A 16,478-nucleotide genomic window follows, 5' to 3' on the forward strand; every position below is an offset into this window, starting at 1 on the left:
GGGAAACGTTCCATGTCCAATTACTTGCTCAGCCTGCTGATCTGGCTACCCGTCGTCGGTGCCATACCGGTGCTGCTTGCCGGCTCGGCCCGTCCGAACCTGGCGCGCTGGCTCTCGCTGCTCGTCGCCGTGCTGACCTTCGTGGTCAGCCTGATGCTGCTGCCGCACTTCAATGCCAGTGATGCGACCAAGCAGCTGGTCGAAAACTACAGCTGGATCACCTCGATCAATGTGCACTACGCCCTGGGCGTGGATGGCATCTCGGTCGCGCTGATTCTGCTGACCACCTTTGTCGGCATCCTGGTGATCGTCGGCGCCTGGGAGGTCATCCAGGACAAGCCGCATCAGTACATGGCGGCCATGCTGGTGCTCGAAGGCCTGATGATCGGCGTGTTCTGCGCGACGGACGCATTGCTGTTCTATGTGTTCTTCGAAGCCATGCTGATCCCGATGTTCATCCTGATCGGCATGTGGGGTGGTCCGCGCCGCGTGTACGCGACGCTGAAGTTCTTCATCTACACCTTCCTCGGCTCGATCTTCATGTTGATCGGCCTGATCTACCTGTACAACAAGACCGGCGGCAGCTTCGACCTGGCCACCTGGGCGGCGCAGCCGCTGAGCATGAAGGAGCAGAGCTGGCTGTTCTTCGCCTTCCTGCTGGCCTTCGCGGTGAAAGTGCCGATGGTGCCGGTGCATACCTGGCTGCCGGACGCCCACGTGGAAGCGCCCACCGGCGGTTCGGTGGTGCTGGCCGCGGTAATGCTGAAGATCGGCGGCTACGGTTTCCTGCGTTTCTCGCTGCCGATCGTGCCCGATGCGTCCGAGTACTACGCCTGGCTGGTGATCGCGCTCAGCCTGATCGCGGTGGTCTACATCGGCTATATCGCGCTGGTGCAGGAGGACATGAAGAAGCTGGTGGCGTATTCGTCCGTGGCGCACATGGGCTTTGTCACCCTGGGCATCTTCGTGGCGTTCCTGCTGGTGCGTGACCGTAACAACCTGGATGCCGGCAATCTGGCGATGCAGGGTGCGATGGTGCAGATGATTTCGCACGGCTTCGTCTCCGGCGCGATGTTCTCGTGCATCGGCGTGCTCTACGACCGCCTGCATACGCGCCAGATCAAGGACTACGGCGGCGTCATCAACGTGATGCCCTGGTTCGGTTTCTTCTATGTGCTGTTTGCGATGGCCAACAGCGGTCTGCCGGGCACCAGCGGTTTCGTCGGCGAGTTCTTCGTGATCCTGGCCAGCTTCAGCGCCAACCCCTGGATCGCGTTGTTCGCCGCCTTCACCCTGATCATCGGCGCCGCCTACACCTTGTGGATGGTCAAGCGCGTGCTGTGGGGTGAAGTCACCAACCCGCACGTGGCCGAAATGAAAGACATCAACGGCCGCGAAGCCTTTGTGCTGATCGCGTTCGCCGCGGCGGTCATCGCCCTGGGCGTGTGGCCGCAGCCGCTGATTCACCTGATGGACGCCTCGGTGACGCAGCTCGTGCAGCAGTTGGCCAATCACAAGGTTTAAGCAGGGCTGATCATGAATCTTCCAAATCTCAATGACATTCTGATCCTGCTGCCCGAGGCCTACCTGACGGTTGCCGCGTGCTTGCTGCTACTGATCGATGCCTTCATGAAGCCCTCGCAGCGCGGGACGCTGCATTGGATTTCGATCGCGGTGCTGCTGGTCGGGATCTACCTGGTCGTGGCCCAGCAGCCGGATGTGACGGTCACTGCCTTCAGCGGCATGTTCGTGCGCGACCGCGTGTCGGAGATCCTCAAGGTCTTCGCGCTGCTCGCCACCGTGCTGGTGTTTATCTACGGTCGCCCGTACCTGACCGATCGCAAGCTGTTCGTCGGCGAGTTCTACACGCTGATGATCTTTGCGGTGATCGGCATCATGCTGCTGGTCTCGGCCGGCAGCCTGGTGACGATCTACCTGGGTCTGGAACTGCTGACGCTGTCCTCGTATGCGCTGGTCGCGCTGAATCGCGATTCGCGTCTGTCCTCCGAGGCGGCGATCAAGTACTTCGTGCTGGGCGCCCTGGCCTCGGGCATGCTGCTGTACGGCATGTCGATGGTCTACGGCGCCGCGCATACGCTGGATCTGCACCAGCTGCATGCCGCCGCCGCGCATACCGACATGCCCAACCTGATGCTGTTCGGCATGATGTTCATGATCGTCGGCATCGGCTTCAAGCTCGGCGCCGCGCCGTTCCATATGTGGATCCCGGACGTTTACGAGGGTTCGCCGACCGCCGTGACCATCTTCATCGGTTCGGCGCCGAAGCTGGCCGCATTCGGTATGGCCTACCGCCTGCTGGACTCGGGCCTGGGTGACCTGTCGCATTACTGGCAGCCGCTGCTGGCCTCGCTGGCGGTGCTGTCGCTGGCGATCGGTAACCTGGTTGCCATCGTCCAGACCAACCTGAAGCGTCTGCTGGCGTATTCGACCATCTCGCACATGGGTTACCTGTTGCTCGGTCTGGTCAATGCCGGTCCGGAAGGCTACGCCGCGGCGATGTTCTACGCGATCAGCTACACGCTGATGGGTACCGCGGCCTTCGGCATGATCCTGGCGCTCGCACGCAGCGGTTTCGAGTGCGAGAACATCGACGACCTGAAGGGCCTGAACCGCCGTTCGCCGTGGATGGCGTTCCTGATGATGCTGGTGATGTTCTCGCTGGCCGGCGTACCGCCGCTGTTCGGCTTCTTCGCCAAGCTGCTGGTGCTGCAGGCCGCGATCCACGCCGGCATGATGTGGCTGGCCATCGTGGGTGCGGTGTTCGCGATCATCGGTCTGTATTACTACCTGCGTGTGGTCAAGGTGATGTACTTCGACCAGCCGGTGGAAGGTACGGAGATCAAGGTGCAGGGCGATGTATCGCTGCGTCTGGTGCTGTCGATCAATGCGCTGGCCTTGCTCGCGCTGGGCTTTGGTTCGAGCCCGTTGCTTGCCTGGTGCCGTAGCGCATTTGGCGCATAAGCGCACTTGCTGAAAGATTTAAAAAAGCCCGCAAATAGCGGGCTTTTTTTTGAATTCGTTCATCAGGCGCACAAGCAATTTTACGTTTTTGTGAAAAACTTTCACAAAACAACTTGCAAGAAATCGGCCATGTCGTTAGACTTCTCGAACTCTGATGCGGGGTGGAGCAGTCTGGCAGCTCGTCGGGCTCATAACCCGAAGGTCGTAGGTTCGAATCCTACCCCCGCTACCAGGATCTTTCTTAGAACAAGAAAGCCTCCTCGTGAGGCTTTTTTGTTGGGCGCAAGGATGCGTCGCATGAGCGTCACAGCTATCTTTCAAGCTAGCGGCGCCGGTGCCCGGGAAGCATCTGGACGAGTCGGGACATCGGCGAGGACGCTCTCACTGAGGGCAGGGAATGGGCCGCTTGAGCCCATTTTTCGTTTCTGGCGACTGGAAATTTTATGGATACGCAGGCACTCGCAACTCGATTTACCGAGGTTTTGGCCGATTTGGGGCTGGAATGCATCGGCGTGGAGTTCACCCCGTCGCAGGGGCAGAGTACTCTGCGCGTCTATCTGGACGTCGAAGGCCGTGAAGTGGGTCTGGACGACTGTGAGGCGGCCAGCCGCGAGCTGTCGGCGATGCTGGACGTGGAAGATCCGATTCCCGGCCATTATCTTTTGGAAGTTTCTTCGCCGGGTATCGATCGGCCGCTGTTTACTGCGGCGCAGTTCGCTAAATACGTGGGCGGAGAAGTGAAACTGCTGCTCAAGGCGCCGCTGGAAGGGCGTCGCCGCCTGAAAGGCAAGGTATTGGCAGTGGAAGGCGAGCGGATTTCGCTCGAGGCAGAAGGCAAGACTTTCGATTTCGAGCATTCGGCAGTGGAAAGCGCGCGCGTGGTGCCTGATTGGGTGGCGCTCGGTTATGTGCCGCAGCCCAAGCCGGGTGGCAAGAAGCCGGCGACTAAGAAGGCTTCGAAGAAGTAATTCAACTAGAGCGATCGGACGCTAGGCGGCGTCGATGGAGTTGCTGCAATGAGCAAAGAATTATTGTTGGTTGTCGATGCGGTTGCCAACGAAAAAGGCGTGCCGCGCGAAGTGATTTTCCAGGCGATGGAAGCGGCGCTGGCGTCGGCCGCGAAGAAGCGCTATCCGGACGAAGATCCGAATATCCGCGTGTCGATCGATCGCCAGAGCGGCGAGTACGAGACCTTCCGTCGCTGGGAAATCATCGCCGACGACGGCGAGATGGAATCCCCGTTCCACCAGCTGCGCCTGATGGACGCCATCGACGAGCGCGAAGACGCGCAGATCGGCGAATACATCGAGCAGCAGATTGAAAATGCCGAATTCGGCCGCATTGCTGCACAAGCCGCCAAGCAGGTGATCGTGCAGCGCGTGCGCGAAGCCGAGCGCCAGCAGGTGGTCGATGCGTTCAAGGATCGCGTCGGCGAGCTGATCACCGGCATCGTCAAGCGCGTCGAGCGCGGCAATGTCTATCTGGACCTGGGCAGCAACGCCGAGGCGTTCATTCCGCGCGACAAGACGATTCCGCGCGAATCGGCCCGCGTCGGCGACCGCGTTCGCGGCTACCTGTACGAAGTGCGTTCGGAAGTGCGCGGTCCGCAGCTGTTCGTTTCGCGCGCCGCTCCCGAATTCATGATGGAGCTGTTCAAGCTCGAAGTGCCGGAAGTCGGCCAGGGCCTGGTCGAGATCAAGGGCTGCGCCCGCGATCCGGGTGACCGCGCCAAGATTGCCGTGGTCGCGCACGACAGCCGTACCGATCCGATCGGTGCCTGCATCGGCATGCGCGGTTCGCGCGTGCAGGCGGTGTCCAACGAGCTCAACGGCGAGCGCGTGGACATCATCCTGTGGCACGAGAACCAGGCGCAGTACGTTATCAATGCGATGGCGCCGGCCGAAGTGCAGTCGATCATCATGGATGAAGAAAAGCACTCGATGGATATCGCGGTGGCCGAGGACAAGCTGTCCCAGGCGATCGGCCGCGGTGGCCAGAACGTGCGTCTGGCCAGCAAGCTCACCGGCTGGCAGCTCAACGTGATGACCCAGGACCAGGTCACCGCCAAGAGCGAAGCCGAGCAGGAGGCCGCCCGCCAGCTGTTCATGGACAAGCTGGAAGTGGACCAGGAGATCGCCAATATCCTCGTGCAGGAAGGTTTCTCCAGCGTCGAGGAAATCGCCTATGTGCCCAGCGCCGAGCTGCTGGCCGTCGAGGGCTTCGACGAGGACATCGTCGAGGAACTCCGCGCCCGCGCCCGCGACGCGCTGCTGACCGAGGCGTTGGCGGTGGAAGAGGGCATCGAAGACCATCAGCCGTCCGACGAGCTGCTGGGCCTGCCCGGTATGGACGAAGCCACGGCGTATGTGCTGGCTTCACGTGAAGTAGTGACACTGGACGATCTGGCCGACCTCGCGGTCGATGACCTGATCGATATCGACGGCATGGACGAAGAGCGCGCCGCCGCGCTGATCATGGCTGCACGTGCGCCGATGATCGAGCGCCTGGAGAAAGGTGGCTGACCGCGGGTGGCAGCACCCTCGGATGGGTGCGCCCAGAGAGACTGCGATGTCTCTCACCAAGGATGGCGGTGGCTGTATGGCAAGCCGTACAGACGATAAGCGCGGGAACGGCGGAGAAAGAACACGATGTCAGATGTGACGATTAAACAATTGGCCCAGGTATTGAGCATGCCGGTCGACAAGCTGCTGACGCAGCTGTCCGAAGCGGGCATGCCTTTTTCCGACCCGGAGCAGGTCATCAGCAGCACCGAAAAGGTGAAACTGCTGGGCTTTCTGCGCCGTACGCACGGTAAAAGCGAGGCCACCGTCGAGGCCGACGACAGCTCGCCGCGCCAGATCACGCTCAAGCGCCGCAAGGTCAGCGAACTGAAAGTCGCGACCCCGGGCGGGCGTGGTGCCGCAGCCGCCAAGACGGTCAACGTGGAAGTGCGCGCCAAGCGCACCTACGTCAAGCGCAGTGTGATCGCCGAGGAAGCCAGCGGCGATGCCACGCGCGAAGACGCCGTGCGCAAGCTGCAGGAATCGCAGCAGCAGCGCGACCACGAAGAGAACGAGCGCCTGGAAATCGAGCGCCGCCGCCACGCGGAAGCGGAGCAGCGCGCCGAAGAAGAGCGCCAGCAGGCCGAAGCCGCCGAGTTGCAGCGTCAGCAGGCGGAAGCCGAGGCACTGGCTGCCCAGGAGCGGGCTCGCGAAGCGGATGAAGCCGCCGCACGCCAATCGCAGGGCGAAGCGCAGGCCCCTGCCGTCGAAGCGGCTCCCGCTGCCGCTCCAGCCCCCTCGCGTGCAGACAGAGACAAGACGCTGGTTATGCCGACGCAGAAGATTGATCCGAAGGCGCTGGGTATGATCCTGCCGCGCATTCACGAGCCGCGTCGCCGCGAAATCAAGCCCGTGGCAGTGCCCGCACCGGCACCTGCGCCCGCGCCGGCTCCGGCCGCCGCACCGGCCCACGCTCCGGCCCGTGCGGCTGGATCGCCGGCACCGGCAGCTGGCAACGCCGCCGCACCGGCCAACGCCGACGCACGCAACAAGCCGCGTCATGGCGGCGGTGGCGGTGGGCGCGATCGCGACGAAGGCCCGGGCGGCAAGCGTTTCGCCTCCGGCGAACTGCATCTGAGCGATGCCGACCGCGCACGCCGTTCCAGCAAGCGCGGCAAGCCCGGCAAGGGCGGCAACAGCCGCGACAACTTCCGTGGTGGCGGTACGCAGGCAGCCAGCGGCACGCATGGTTTCTCGCGTCCGACCGCTCCGGTCGTGCGTGAGGTGGTGATCGGCGACAACAACGTCGTGGCCGAGCTCGCCAACAAGATGGCGGTCAAGGGTTCAGAAGTGGTCAAGGCGCTGTTCAAGATGGGCGTCATGGCGACCATCAACCAGACCATCGATCACGACACCGCCGTGCTGGTGGTGGAAGAACTCGGCCATAAGCCGGTCGACGTCAGCCAGGACAACGCCGAAGCGGCGCTGGCGGCACACACCCAGAATGCCGAGCTGGAGGGCGAGAAGGTCGCGCGTCCGCCGGTCGTCACCATCATGGGTCACGTCGATCACGGCAAGACCTCGCTGCTCGATTACATCCGCCGTACCAAGGTCGCCTCGGGCGAAGCCGGTGGCATTACCCAGCATATCGGTGCGTATCACGTGGAAACGCCCAAGGGCGTCATCACCTTCCTCGATACCCCGGGCCATGCCGCGTTCACCTCGATGCGTGCCCGCGGTGCGCAGTCCACGGATATCGTGGTGCTGGTGGTAGCGGCCGACGACGGCGTCATGCCGCAGACGGCCGAAGCCGTGCAGCATGCGCGCGCCGCCAAGGTGCCGCTGATCGTTGCGGTCAACAAGATGGACAAGTCCGACGCCAATCCGGACCACGTCAAGCAGGGCCTGGGCGTGCTGGAAGTGATCCCGGAAGAATGGGGTGGCGACACGCCGTTCGTGCCGGTATCGGCCAAGACCGGCATGGGTATCGACGAACTGCTCGACGCCATCTCGGTCCAGGCCGAAGTGATGGAGTTGACCGCCGTCGAAGACGGCCCGGCCTCGGGTGTGGTGATCGAATCGAGCCTCGACCGCGGTCGTGGTCCGGTCGCCACCGTGCTGGTGCAGCAGGGTACGTTGAAGCGCGGCGACTTCGTTGTCTGCGGTATCGAATACGGCCGTATGCGTGCACTGGTCGACGAGAACGGCAAGACCGTGCAGTCGGCCGGCCCGTCGATCCCGGTGCAGGTGCTGGGTCTGTCCGGCGTGCCCGAATCGGGTGACGACTTCGTGGTCGTGGCCGACGAGCGCCTGGCGCGCGAAGTGGCCGCCGAGCGTCAGTTGAAGCGTCGCGAAACGCGCATGGTCAGCAAGGCCAACCGCCTGGAAGACATCATGGCGCAGATGAGCCAGGGTGCCGAGCAGCAGACGCTCAATATCCTGGTCAAGGCCGACGTGCAGGGTTCGGTGCAGGCGTTGCGTGAATCGCTCAGCCAGATCGGCAACGAGAATGTGAAGGTCAACGTGATCGCGGCCGGCGTCGGCGGCATCACCGAGTCCGACGCCACGCTCGCCGCCGCCTCGAAGGCGCTGGTGATCGGCTTCAACGTCCGTGCCGATGCCTCGGCACGCAAGGTGATCGATACGGCGGGCCTCGACGTCCGTTACTTCTCGATCATCTACGACGTGATCGACCAGGTGAAGCAGGCCGCCTCGGGTCTGTTGGGCATGGAAGTGCGCGAAGAGATCATCGGTGTCGCGCAGGTTCGCGAAGTCTTCCGCAGCTCCAAGTTCGGCGCGGTGGCCGGTTGCATGGTCATCGAAGGCAACGTCAAGCGCAGCAAGCCGATCCGCGTGCTTCGCGACAACACCGTCGTGTTCCAGGGCGAACTGGAATCGCTGCGTCGCTTCAAGGACCTCGTCGACGAAGTACGCAACGGCATGGAATGCGGTATCGCTGTGAAGCAGTACAACGACGTCAAGGTCGGCGACCAGATCGAGTGCTTCGAACGTATCGAAGTGGCTCGTTCGCTGTAAGAGCGGAGTTGGGAGATGGGTAGCGGGAGCGCATGCTCCCGCGCCTCGCAAGTCGGGGCGTTGGCCGTTTCGGCGGCAGCCGGTTTTCGCGCCCCCACAACCCGTCTCCCACCCCCAAAGAATTTTTAAGGAGGCTCTATGCCCTCACGCGATTTCAAACGTACCGACCGCGTCGGCGCCGAACTCCGGCGTGAGCTTGGCCTCCTGGTTCACAGCGCGGTGCGCGACCACGGCCTGCCGTCGGTCAGTGTGTCCGATGTGGAAGTCACCCGCGACCTGGACTGGGCGACCGTCTGGGTTACCGCTTTGATGCCCGAGCAATCGTTGCAGGCAGTCAAGGCGCTGAACGAGCTGAAAGTCGAATTTCGCCGCGAGCTGTCGCGCTCGATGCGCCTGCGCCGCGTGCCGGAACTTCGCTTCAAGTACGACGACTCGGTCGACAAGGGCGAGCGGATCGAGCAGTTGCTGCGCGATTCGGGCGATGCTGCGCCATCGACGGATAACGACGAGCCCGCCTGATTCTCTGTGGGAACAACTTCTGGAAACCTTGAGTAACCTCAGTTTCCATCGTCGCCCCGGCGGACGCCGGGGCCCAGCGTCTTCAGTACGTTGAAACGTAAGGCACTGGGTCCCGGCCTTCGCCGGGACGACGGGTAGGAAAGGGTTTTAAAGGCCCATTACTCGCTACCAGCCGTGACGCAACCGTAGGTCGCGACTGAAGTCGCTCCTACAACATCGATCAGTCTCGCCTCAAAATGCGCATCAAATTCCGCAACCTGCACGGCATCGTCCTGCTCGACAAACCCCTGGGGCTCAGCTCCAACCAGGCCCTGCAGGCGGTCCGCAAGCTGCTGCGTGCGGAGAAGGGCGGGCACACCGGTGCGCTCGATCCGTTGGCGACCGGCCTGCTGCCGCTGTGCATGGGCGAGGCGACCAAGGTTGCCGGCACCTTGCTGGGCTCGCGCAAGGCCTATCTGGCCGAATGCCGGCTGGGCGCCACCACTACCACGGCCGATCTGGAAGGCGAGATCGTCGCCGAGCGCCCGGTGCCTGAGTTGGACGAGGCCCGGATCGAACAGGCCCTGTCGCGCCTGCGTGGTCGTATCACTCAGATACCCCCGGTCTATTCGGCGCTCAAGCAGGATGGCGAGCCGCTGTATCTGAGGGCGCGCCGTGGCGAGGACGTGGCTGCACCACCGCGCGAGGTGGATATCTACCGCCTGGACCTGCTGGAGCGGGCCGGTGATCGGCTCAAGCTCTACGTCGAATGCGGGTCGGGCACCTATGTGCGCAGCCTGGCTGTGGACCTGGGCGAGGACCTGGGCTGTGGCGCGCATCTGACGGCGCTGCGGCGCTTGTGGGTCGAGCCCTTTCGTGAGCCGCGCATGGTCACGCTCGAAACCCTGCAGGCCGCTGCGGCGCAGGGTGATGCGGCCCTGCTGGCTCATGTGCTGCCGATCGCCGAGGGCCTCACCGATTTGCCGCAGCTGCGGCTGGACGCGGAGCAGAGCTTTGCCGTCTCACAGGGGCGTCAGATTCCGGTCGAGCCGTTGGTCGAGGAGACCCGGCACGCTGTCTTTGCCGATGACGGCCGCCTGCTGGCGTTGGCCGATATCCGGGAAGATGGGGTGCTGCGCATCGCCCGCGGCTTCAATTTGCCGCCTGGTGGGGCGATTTGTTAGTCCAGGAGCTGTCATGCTCTTGTTGTCTAGGTGTATCAATCGTTAGAATAGCCAGCTTGTTCCAAATCATTCATTCACAAGGCGAAGCTTGCGCAATGTCATCCCAGTGACATTGCGCAAGCTTCGCATCGCCTTTTAAGGAAGAGATTCTCATGTCCCTTACTGCAGAACAGACCGGCAAGATCATTGCTGATTTCGGCCGCGTGCCGAACGATACCGGTTCGCCGGAAGTCCAGGTGGCCCTGTTGTCGGCCCGTATCGACCACCTGACCGACCATTTCAAGACCCACAAGCAGGATCACCATTCGCGTCGTGGTCTGCTCAAGCTGGTCAATCAGCGCAAGTCGCTGCTGGGCTACCTCAAGAAGAATGACCTGGGCCGCTATCAGAGCCTGATCGAACGTCTCGGCCTGCGCCGCTAATCGACATCGACAAGGACACACACAACGTGGCGAAAGTAACCAAGTCATTCCAGTACGGTAATCACGAAGTCACACTGGAGACGGGCGAAATCGCCCGCCAGGCGTCCGGCGCAGTCATGGTCAGCATGGGCGGGACCGTTGTCCTGGTCACGGCCGTAGCTGCTTCCAAGGCGCGCGATGGGCAGGATTTCTTCCCTCTCACTGTCGACTACGTCGAGAAGTTCTACTCGGCCGGCCGTATCCCCGGTGGCTTCTTCAAGCGCGAAGGCCGTCCGACCGAAAAGGAGACGCTGACCTCGCGTCTGATCGATCGCCCGGTGCGTCCGCTGTTCCCGGAAGATTTCAAGAACGAAGTCCAGGTCATCGCCCAGGTCATCTCGCTCAATCCTGAGATCGACGGCGATATCCCGGCCATCCTGGGTGCGTCCGCTGCGCTCACCCTGGCCGGTATCCCGTTCAAGGGTCCGATCGGCGCTGCTCGCGTCGGTTACGCCGATGGCAAGTACCTGCTGAATCCGACCGCTACCGAGCTGAAGACCTCGGACCTCGACCTGGTCGTCGCCGGTACGCACAACGCCGTGCTGATGGTCGAATCCGAAGCCAAGCTGCTCACCGAAGAAGTGATGCTCGGCGCCGTGGTGTTCGGTCACCAGCAGATGCAGGTGGCGATCGAAGCCATCAATGCGTTTGTGGCCGAAGCCGGCCGTAAGACGTTCCATTGGGAAGCCCCGACGCGCAACGACGCGCTGTTCGATTCGATCAATTCGATTCTTGGCGACCGTCTGGAAAAGGCTTTCGCGATCCGGGACAAGCTGGAGCGTCGCGACGCCATCAGCGCGCTCAAGGGCGACATCAAGACCGGCATCTCGCAGACCGCGGCGAATCACGGCTGGTCCGATGCGGATATCGGCAATGCCTTTGCCGAAATCGAATACACCACGATGCGCAGCGGCGTGCTCAAGACCAAGGTGCGCATCGACGGTCGCCAGCTCGATGACGTGCGCCAGATCACTGCGCGTGTCGACGTGTTGCCGCGTACCCACGGTTCGGCGCTGTTCACTCGTGGCGAGACGCAGGCACTGGTCGTCGTCACGATGGGCACCACGCGTGACGCCCAGATCATCGATGCGCCGGAAGGCGAGTCGAAGGATCCCTTCCTGTTCCATTACAACTTCCCCCCCTTCTCGGTGGGCGAAGCGGGCCGCTTCGGCGCCCCGAAGCGTCGTGAAATCGGTCATGGCCGTCTCGCCAAGCGCGGCGTCCAGGCGGTCAAGCCGACGATGGAGCAGTACCCGTATGTGCTGCGCGTCGTCTCGGAAATCACCGAGTCGAACGGCTCCTCGTCGATGGCCTCGGTTTGCGGTTCGTCGATGGCCATGATGGCGGCCGGCGTGCCGCTCAAGGCTCCGGTGGCGGGTATCGCCATGGGCCTGGTCAAGGAAGGCAACGATTTTGTCGTTCTGTCGGACATCCTGGGTGACGAAGATCACCTCGGCGACATGGACTTCAAGGTGGCCGGTACCGCCGATGGCGTGTCCGCGCTGCAGATGGACATCAAGATCGACGGCATCACCGAAGAAATCATGAAGGTGGCGCTGGAGCAGGCCAAGCGTGGTCGTCTGCACATCCTGGGCGAAATGGCCAAGGTGATCAGCGAGCCGCGTTCGGAAATGAGCGAATACGCCCCGCGTCTGCTCACCATCAAGATCCACCCGGACAAGATCCGTGAAGTCATCGGCAAGGGCGGCGCCACCATCCGCTCGATCACCGAAGAGACCGGCACCACCATCGACATCACCGACGACGGCACGGTCGTGATCGCTTCGGTCAACCGCGAGGCAGCCAACGCCGCCAAGGCGCGTATCGAGCAGATCGTCTCCGACGTCGAGCCGGGTCGCATCTACGAAGGCAAGGTCGCCAAGCTGATGGACTTCGGCGCATTCGTCACGATCCTGCCGGGCAAGGACGGTCTCGTCCACGTCTCGCAGATCTCCAACGAGCGCGTCGAGAAGGTCTCCGACAAGCTGAAGGAAGGCGATATCGTCAAGGTCAAGGTGCTCGAAGTGGACAAGCAGGGCCGTATCCGCCTGTCCATGAAGGCCGTCACCGAAGATGAGAACGCTAACGCTTAAGTTCTAGCGTAAAGCGTATCGACAAAAAGCCCGGTCTCGCGATCGGGCTTTTTGTTTTAAGGGAGTACCTGCATGCAGGGTGGTGTTTTAGCGAGTTGGTCGCGACTCACCGTGACGCAACCGCAACTCACGGCTGCTACCATGCCCTCATGTGACGGAGGACCCAAGCATGGCCGATCAGCCAACCGATTTTCTAAAGGATTACCAGGCACTCGCGCAGCAATCCTGGGACGCGTGGACGCGCTATTTGCAACAACAGCCCGGGGCTGTTTCTCCATTCGCGCCGTCTGGTTCCAATACCCGCGCGGACGACTTCATGACACGCAGCATGGCCGGCGCCAAGGCTTATGCCGACTGGTTGCGCAGCGCCGCGACGAGCGGCCTGGGGCAGGGCGGCGATGACTGGCAGCGCCAGATGCAGGGTCTGTTTGCCGGCATGGGCGGCCAGCCGTTTACTCAGGCATTTGCCGGGCTGGACGGTGCATCCGCGCAGAGTTTTTTCCAGCAGTGGCAACACTGGATGCAGGCACAAAGCGGTATGGGTGCGATGCCAGGCCTTGCCGGCATGTCGGGTTTCAATGCCATGCCGAATTTCAACGCGATGCCTAACTTCGGTGCCATGCCGAATTTCGGTTCGATGCCGGGCTTTGGCGATGCCACCGCCGCTTTTGGCTTCACGCGTGAACGTCAGCTACAGCAGCAGGCACTCGCCGCAGCCATGCGCGAATACGCCGAGACGGCCTCGCACTATCAGTCGCTGATCCAACAAGCCAACGCGCAAGGTTTCGAGCGCTTGCAGGCACAGCTTGCCGAGATGGCCAATACCGGCAAACACGTGGATTCGCTGAAGGCGTTGTACGACCTTTGGGTGGATGCCGCGGAAGAATGCTACGCGCAGATCGCGCTGTCGACCGAGTTCAAACAGGTCTACGGCGCCATGGTCAACGCGCAGATGCGCGTGCGCCAGTTGCAGCAACAGCAGCTGGAAGCGGCATGTCGCGAGCTGGGCCTGCCTACGCGTAGTGAAGTCACCGCACTGGGCAAACGTCTGCAGGAACTACGCCGCGAAGTTCGTTCGGCGGCTGCGGCCACGCAGCCCGATGCCGGCGACAACTCCGACGCGTTGCGCGCCGAAGTGGCCGCACTCAAGCGCAAGCTCGCCGAGGCGCAAAAGAAAACCGATACCGCCGCAAGGACGGCCAAAAAGCCTGCGCCGGCCCGTTCGGCAGCACCGAAAAAGACGGCCGGCGCCAAGACCGGCACGCGTCGCAGCAAGTAAGGAACCGCGATGAACGTACCTTTTCAATTCGATCCGGCCAGCCTGCTTGCCGAAATAAGTAGCTTCCAGCAAAAGCTTTCCGCGGGATTGAGCAACGTGCGTGGCATGGTCGAGCCGGAGTATGCCAATACCCCGCGCGAAGCGATCTATCGCGAAGACAAACTCACCGTATGGCATTTCAAGGGTGACAAGGCGCCGACGGCGAAAACACCCTTGCTGATCGTGTATGCGTTGGTCAACACCGCCTGGATGACCGACCTGCAAGCCGATCGTTCGCTGGTGCGTAACTTGCTGGCGCAGGGTGAGGATGTCTACCTGATCGACTGGGGCTATCCCGATGGCGCCGACCGTTGGCTGACGTTGGACGATTACATCAACGGCTATCTCGACCGCTGCGTCGATGCGGTGCGTAAACGCCACAACCTGGACGCGATCAACGTGCTGGGCATTTGCCAGGGCGGTGCGTTCTCGCTGTGCTACACCGCGCTGCAGCCGGAGAAGGTGAAAAACCTGATCACCATGGTGACACCGGTCGATTTCCAGACGCCGGGCAATATGCTTTCGCACTGGACGCAGAACCTGGACGTGGATCTGTTTGTCGACACGATGGGCAATATCCCGGCCGAGTTGATGAACTGGGTTTACCTCACGCTCAAGCCGGTGCGCCTGAACCAGCAGAAATATATCGCGCTGGTGGACATTCTCGACAACCCGAAAGAGCTGGAAAATTTCCTGCGCATGGAGCGCTGGATCTTCGACTCGCCCGATCAGGCTGGCGAAGCATTCCGCGAATTCATCAAGGATTTCTACCAGGGCAACAAATTGGTCCATGGCACGTTGACCATCGGTGGCAAGCCGGTAGACCTGGGCATGATCACGCAGCCGGTGCTGAATATCTTCGCCGAGCAGGACCACCTGGTGCCGCCGGACGCATCGAAGGCGCTGGCCAAGAAAGTCGGTACGACCGACTACACCGAGTTGGCCTTCAAGGGCGGTCATATCGGGATCTACGTCTCGGGCCGCGCGCAGCGTGAAGTGCCGCCGGCGATTCACCAGTGGCTGCGTTCCAGGGACTGACGATTCAGAGCGAGAGGGGTATGCATGAATAGCGAAAAACGTTTGTGCCGTTCGAGCAGCCAGAAAATGCTGGCGGGTGTGTGTGGTGGTGTCGCCGAGTATCTCGGTTGGGATGCCACCATCGTGCGCGTGATCTGGATCATCCTGACCCTGGCCGGTGGCTCAGGCATCCTGCTTTATCTGATCCTGTGGCTGGTGATGCCGCAGGGTTGAGTGTCGCCAAAACCGCGTGTTTGCAGCGGGAAGGTCGCGACTTCAGTCGCGACCGCGGCATCGACGGATGGCTGTGCATTCGGTCCCGATCTGCTTCGCCATCCCGTAAAATAGCCCGATGACTACCTCCGCCAAGACCCTCTCCCACGACACCATCCGCGCCGTCCAATGGCAGGGTGACCACTTGCGTCTGCTCGATCAGCGCCTGCTGCCACGCGAAGAGCACTGGTTCGATTGCCGCGATTACGTGCAGGTCACCCAGGCGATCAAGGACCTGGCCGTGCGCGGTGCTCCGGCCATCGGCATTGCTGCGGCCTGGGGTGTGGTGCTTGCCGCCCAACAGGGCCAGTCGCTCGACGCGGCCCTGGCCACCTTGCGCGCGGCGCGTCCCACGGCGGTGAACCTGATGTGGGCGCTCGATCGCATGAAGGCGGTGATTGCCACGGGTGCGGACGCTGCGCGGCTGGAGCGCGAGGCTCAGGCGATCCAGGATGAAGATCTGGCCGCCAACCGTCATATGGGCGAACTGGGCGCCGCGTTGATCGCGCCGAACTCCGGCGTGCTCACGCACTGCAATACCGGTTCGCTGGCGACCGCCGGTTACGGTACGGCGCTGGGTGTGATCCGCGCCGGCGTGGCCAATGGCCATATCGAACAGGTCTATGCCGGCGAGACCCGGCCCTGGCAGCAGGGTGCGCGTCTGACCATGTGGGAGCTGGTGCGCGACGGCATTCCGGCCAAGTTGATTGCCGACTCCGCCGCGTCGCATCTGATGCGTTCGGGGGCGGTCCAGTGGGTCATCGTCGGCGCCGATCGCATCGCCGCCAATGGCGATACCGCCAACAAGATCGGCACCTACCAGCTGGCGATCGCCGCGCGACACCATGGCGTGAAGTTCATGGTGGTCGCACCGTCGTCCACGGTCGACATGGCCACCGTGTCGGGCGACGACATCGAGATCGAACTGCGCGATCCGACCGAGCTGCTCGGGCTGGGCGGCCAGCGCACCGTGGTCGAAGGTGCCGATGCCTGGAATCCGGTATTCGACGTGACGCCAGCGAGCCTGATCGACGCCATCGTGACCGAACGTGGTGTGATCGAGCGGCCCAATACGATGGCGATGCTGGCGATGTTCGGCCGGTGAAACTTCGCCA

At 62.5% G+C, this 16,478-nt stretch carries 13 protein-coding genes, 1 tRNA gene and 1 other annotated feature; all 14 genes read left to right on the forward strand.

The window, feature by feature from the left end; all coding sequences use genetic code 11:
* The first annotated feature begins 12 nt into the window (after window positions 1–12).
* The gene (locus tag ACZ6WW_RS05270; RefSeq protein ID WP_465273262.1) at window positions 13–1,524 is read left to right on the forward strand and encodes an NADH-quinone oxidoreductase subunit M; all 1,512 of its coding nucleotides are present in this window, start codon (window positions 13–15) and stop codon (window positions 1,522–1,524) included.
* 12 nt (window positions 1,525–1,536) lie between these two features.
* On the forward strand, window positions 1,537–2,982 hold the full coding sequence (gene nuoN, locus ACZ6WW_RS05275) for an NADH-quinone oxidoreductase subunit NuoN (RefSeq protein WP_465273263.1): 1,446 nt from the start codon (window positions 1,537–1,539) through the stop codon (window positions 2,980–2,982).
* Window positions 2,950–3,033: a sequence feature (Trp leader region), on the forward strand. (Overlaps the previous gene by 33 nt.)
* Before the next feature lie 104 nt (window positions 3,034–3,137).
* Window positions 3,138–3,214: transfer RNA gene (locus ACZ6WW_RS05280), tRNA-Met, on the forward strand.
* A gap of 211 nt (window positions 3,215–3,425) precedes the next feature.
* Window positions 3,426–3,950, forward strand: coding sequence for a ribosome maturation factor RimP (locus tag ACZ6WW_RS05285; protein ID WP_281848393.1), 525 nt, complete (start codon window positions 3,426–3,428; stop codon window positions 3,948–3,950).
* A gap of 48 nt (window positions 3,951–3,998) precedes the next feature.
* On the forward strand, window positions 3,999–5,504 hold the full coding sequence (gene nusA / locus ACZ6WW_RS05290) for a transcription termination factor NusA (RefSeq protein ID WP_465273264.1): 1,506 nt from the start codon (window positions 3,999–4,001) through the stop codon (window positions 5,502–5,504).
* Window positions 5,505–5,630: 126 nt separating this feature from the next.
* Complete coding sequence (infB, locus tag ACZ6WW_RS05295) at window positions 5,631–8,519, forward strand: translation initiation factor IF-2 (RefSeq protein WP_465273265.1); 2,889 nt, start codon at window positions 5,631–5,633, stop codon at window positions 8,517–8,519.
* Between the two features lie 138 nt (window positions 8,520–8,657).
* Window positions 8,658–9,038, forward strand: a complete 381-nt coding sequence (gene rbfA / locus ACZ6WW_RS05300; RefSeq protein ID WP_465273266.1) for a 30S ribosome-binding factor RbfA — start codon at window positions 8,658–8,660, stop codon at window positions 9,036–9,038.
* Window positions 9,039–9,274: 236 nt separating this feature from the next.
* The gene (gene truB, locus ACZ6WW_RS05305) at window positions 9,275–10,201 is read left to right on the forward strand and encodes a tRNA pseudouridine(55) synthase TruB (RefSeq protein ID WP_465273267.1); all 927 of its coding nucleotides are present in this window, start codon (window positions 9,275–9,277) and stop codon (window positions 10,199–10,201) included.
* A 152-nt stretch (window positions 10,202–10,353) separates the two neighbouring features.
* Window positions 10,354–10,623, forward strand: a complete 270-nt coding sequence (gene rpsO, locus ACZ6WW_RS05310; protein ID WP_281848398.1) for a 30S ribosomal protein S15 — start codon at window positions 10,354–10,356, stop codon at window positions 10,621–10,623.
* A 26-nt stretch (window positions 10,624–10,649) separates the two neighbouring features.
* Window positions 10,650–12,755 carry a polyribonucleotide nucleotidyltransferase gene (gene pnp / locus ACZ6WW_RS05315; protein WP_465273268.1) on the forward strand — a complete coding sequence of 702 codons (2,106 nt, stop codon included), beginning with the start codon at window positions 10,650–10,652 and terminating at the stop codon, window positions 12,753–12,755.
* 169 nt (window positions 12,756–12,924) lie between these two features.
* Complete coding sequence (locus ACZ6WW_RS05320; protein WP_465273269.1) at window positions 12,925–14,034, forward strand: poly(R)-hydroxyalkanoic acid synthase subunit PhaE; 1,110 nt, start codon at window positions 12,925–12,927, stop codon at window positions 14,032–14,034.
* A gap of 9 nt (window positions 14,035–14,043) precedes the next feature.
* Entirely contained in the window at window positions 14,044–15,111 is a 1,068-nt protein-coding gene (locus tag ACZ6WW_RS05325; protein WP_281848401.1) for a class III poly(R)-hydroxyalkanoic acid synthase subunit PhaC, read from the forward strand.
* A 24-nt stretch (window positions 15,112–15,135) separates the two neighbouring features.
* The gene (locus ACZ6WW_RS05330; RefSeq protein ID WP_281848402.1) at window positions 15,136–15,324 is read left to right on the forward strand and encodes a PspC domain-containing protein; all 189 of its coding nucleotides are present in this window, start codon (window positions 15,136–15,138) and stop codon (window positions 15,322–15,324) included.
* A 118-nt stretch (window positions 15,325–15,442) separates the two neighbouring features.
* Complete coding sequence (mtnA, locus tag ACZ6WW_RS05335; protein ID WP_465273270.1) at window positions 15,443–16,468, forward strand: S-methyl-5-thioribose-1-phosphate isomerase; 1,026 nt, start codon at window positions 15,443–15,445, stop codon at window positions 16,466–16,468.
* The last annotated feature ends 10 nt before the right edge of the window (window positions 16,469–16,478 follow it).

This window comes from Dyella sp. NPDC103356 (assembly GCF_055584465.1).

What these genes read in the sequence shown, in the direction of transcription:
- ACZ6WW_RS05270 (WP_465273262.1), top strand. Translation starts at nt 13, where the DNA reads ATGTCCAATTACTTGCTCAGCCTGCTGATCTGGCTACCCGTCGTCGGT.
- nuoN (WP_465273263.1), top strand. Translation starts at nt 1,537, where the DNA reads ATGAATCTTCCAAATCTCAATGACATTCTGATCCTGCTGCCCGAGGCC.
- ACZ6WW_RS05285 (WP_281848393.1), top strand. Translation starts at nt 3,426, where the DNA reads ATGGATACGCAGGCACTCGCAACTCGATTTACCGAGGTTTTGGCCGAT.
- nusA (WP_465273264.1), top strand. Translation starts at nt 3,999, where the DNA reads ATGAGCAAAGAATTATTGTTGGTTGTCGATGCGGTTGCCAACGAAAAA.
- infB (WP_465273265.1), top strand. Translation starts at nt 5,631, where the DNA reads ATGTCAGATGTGACGATTAAACAATTGGCCCAGGTATTGAGCATGCCG.
- rbfA (WP_465273266.1), top strand. Translation starts at nt 8,658, where the DNA reads ATGCCCTCACGCGATTTCAAACGTACCGACCGCGTCGGCGCCGAACTC.
- truB (WP_465273267.1), top strand. Translation starts at nt 9,275, where the DNA reads ATGCGCATCAAATTCCGCAACCTGCACGGCATCGTCCTGCTCGACAAA.
- rpsO (WP_281848398.1), top strand. Translation starts at nt 10,354, where the DNA reads ATGTCCCTTACTGCAGAACAGACCGGCAAGATCATTGCTGATTTCGGC.
- ACZ6WW_RS05320 (WP_465273269.1), top strand. Translation starts at nt 12,925, where the DNA reads ATGGCCGATCAGCCAACCGATTTTCTAAAGGATTACCAGGCACTCGCG.
- ACZ6WW_RS05325 (WP_281848401.1), top strand. Translation starts at nt 14,044, where the DNA reads ATGAACGTACCTTTTCAATTCGATCCGGCCAGCCTGCTTGCCGAAATA.
- ACZ6WW_RS05330 (WP_281848402.1), top strand. Translation starts at nt 15,136, where the DNA reads ATGAATAGCGAAAAACGTTTGTGCCGTTCGAGCAGCCAGAAAATGCTG.
- mtnA (WP_465273270.1), top strand. Translation starts at nt 15,443, where the DNA reads ATGACTACCTCCGCCAAGACCCTCTCCCACGACACCATCCGCGCCGTC.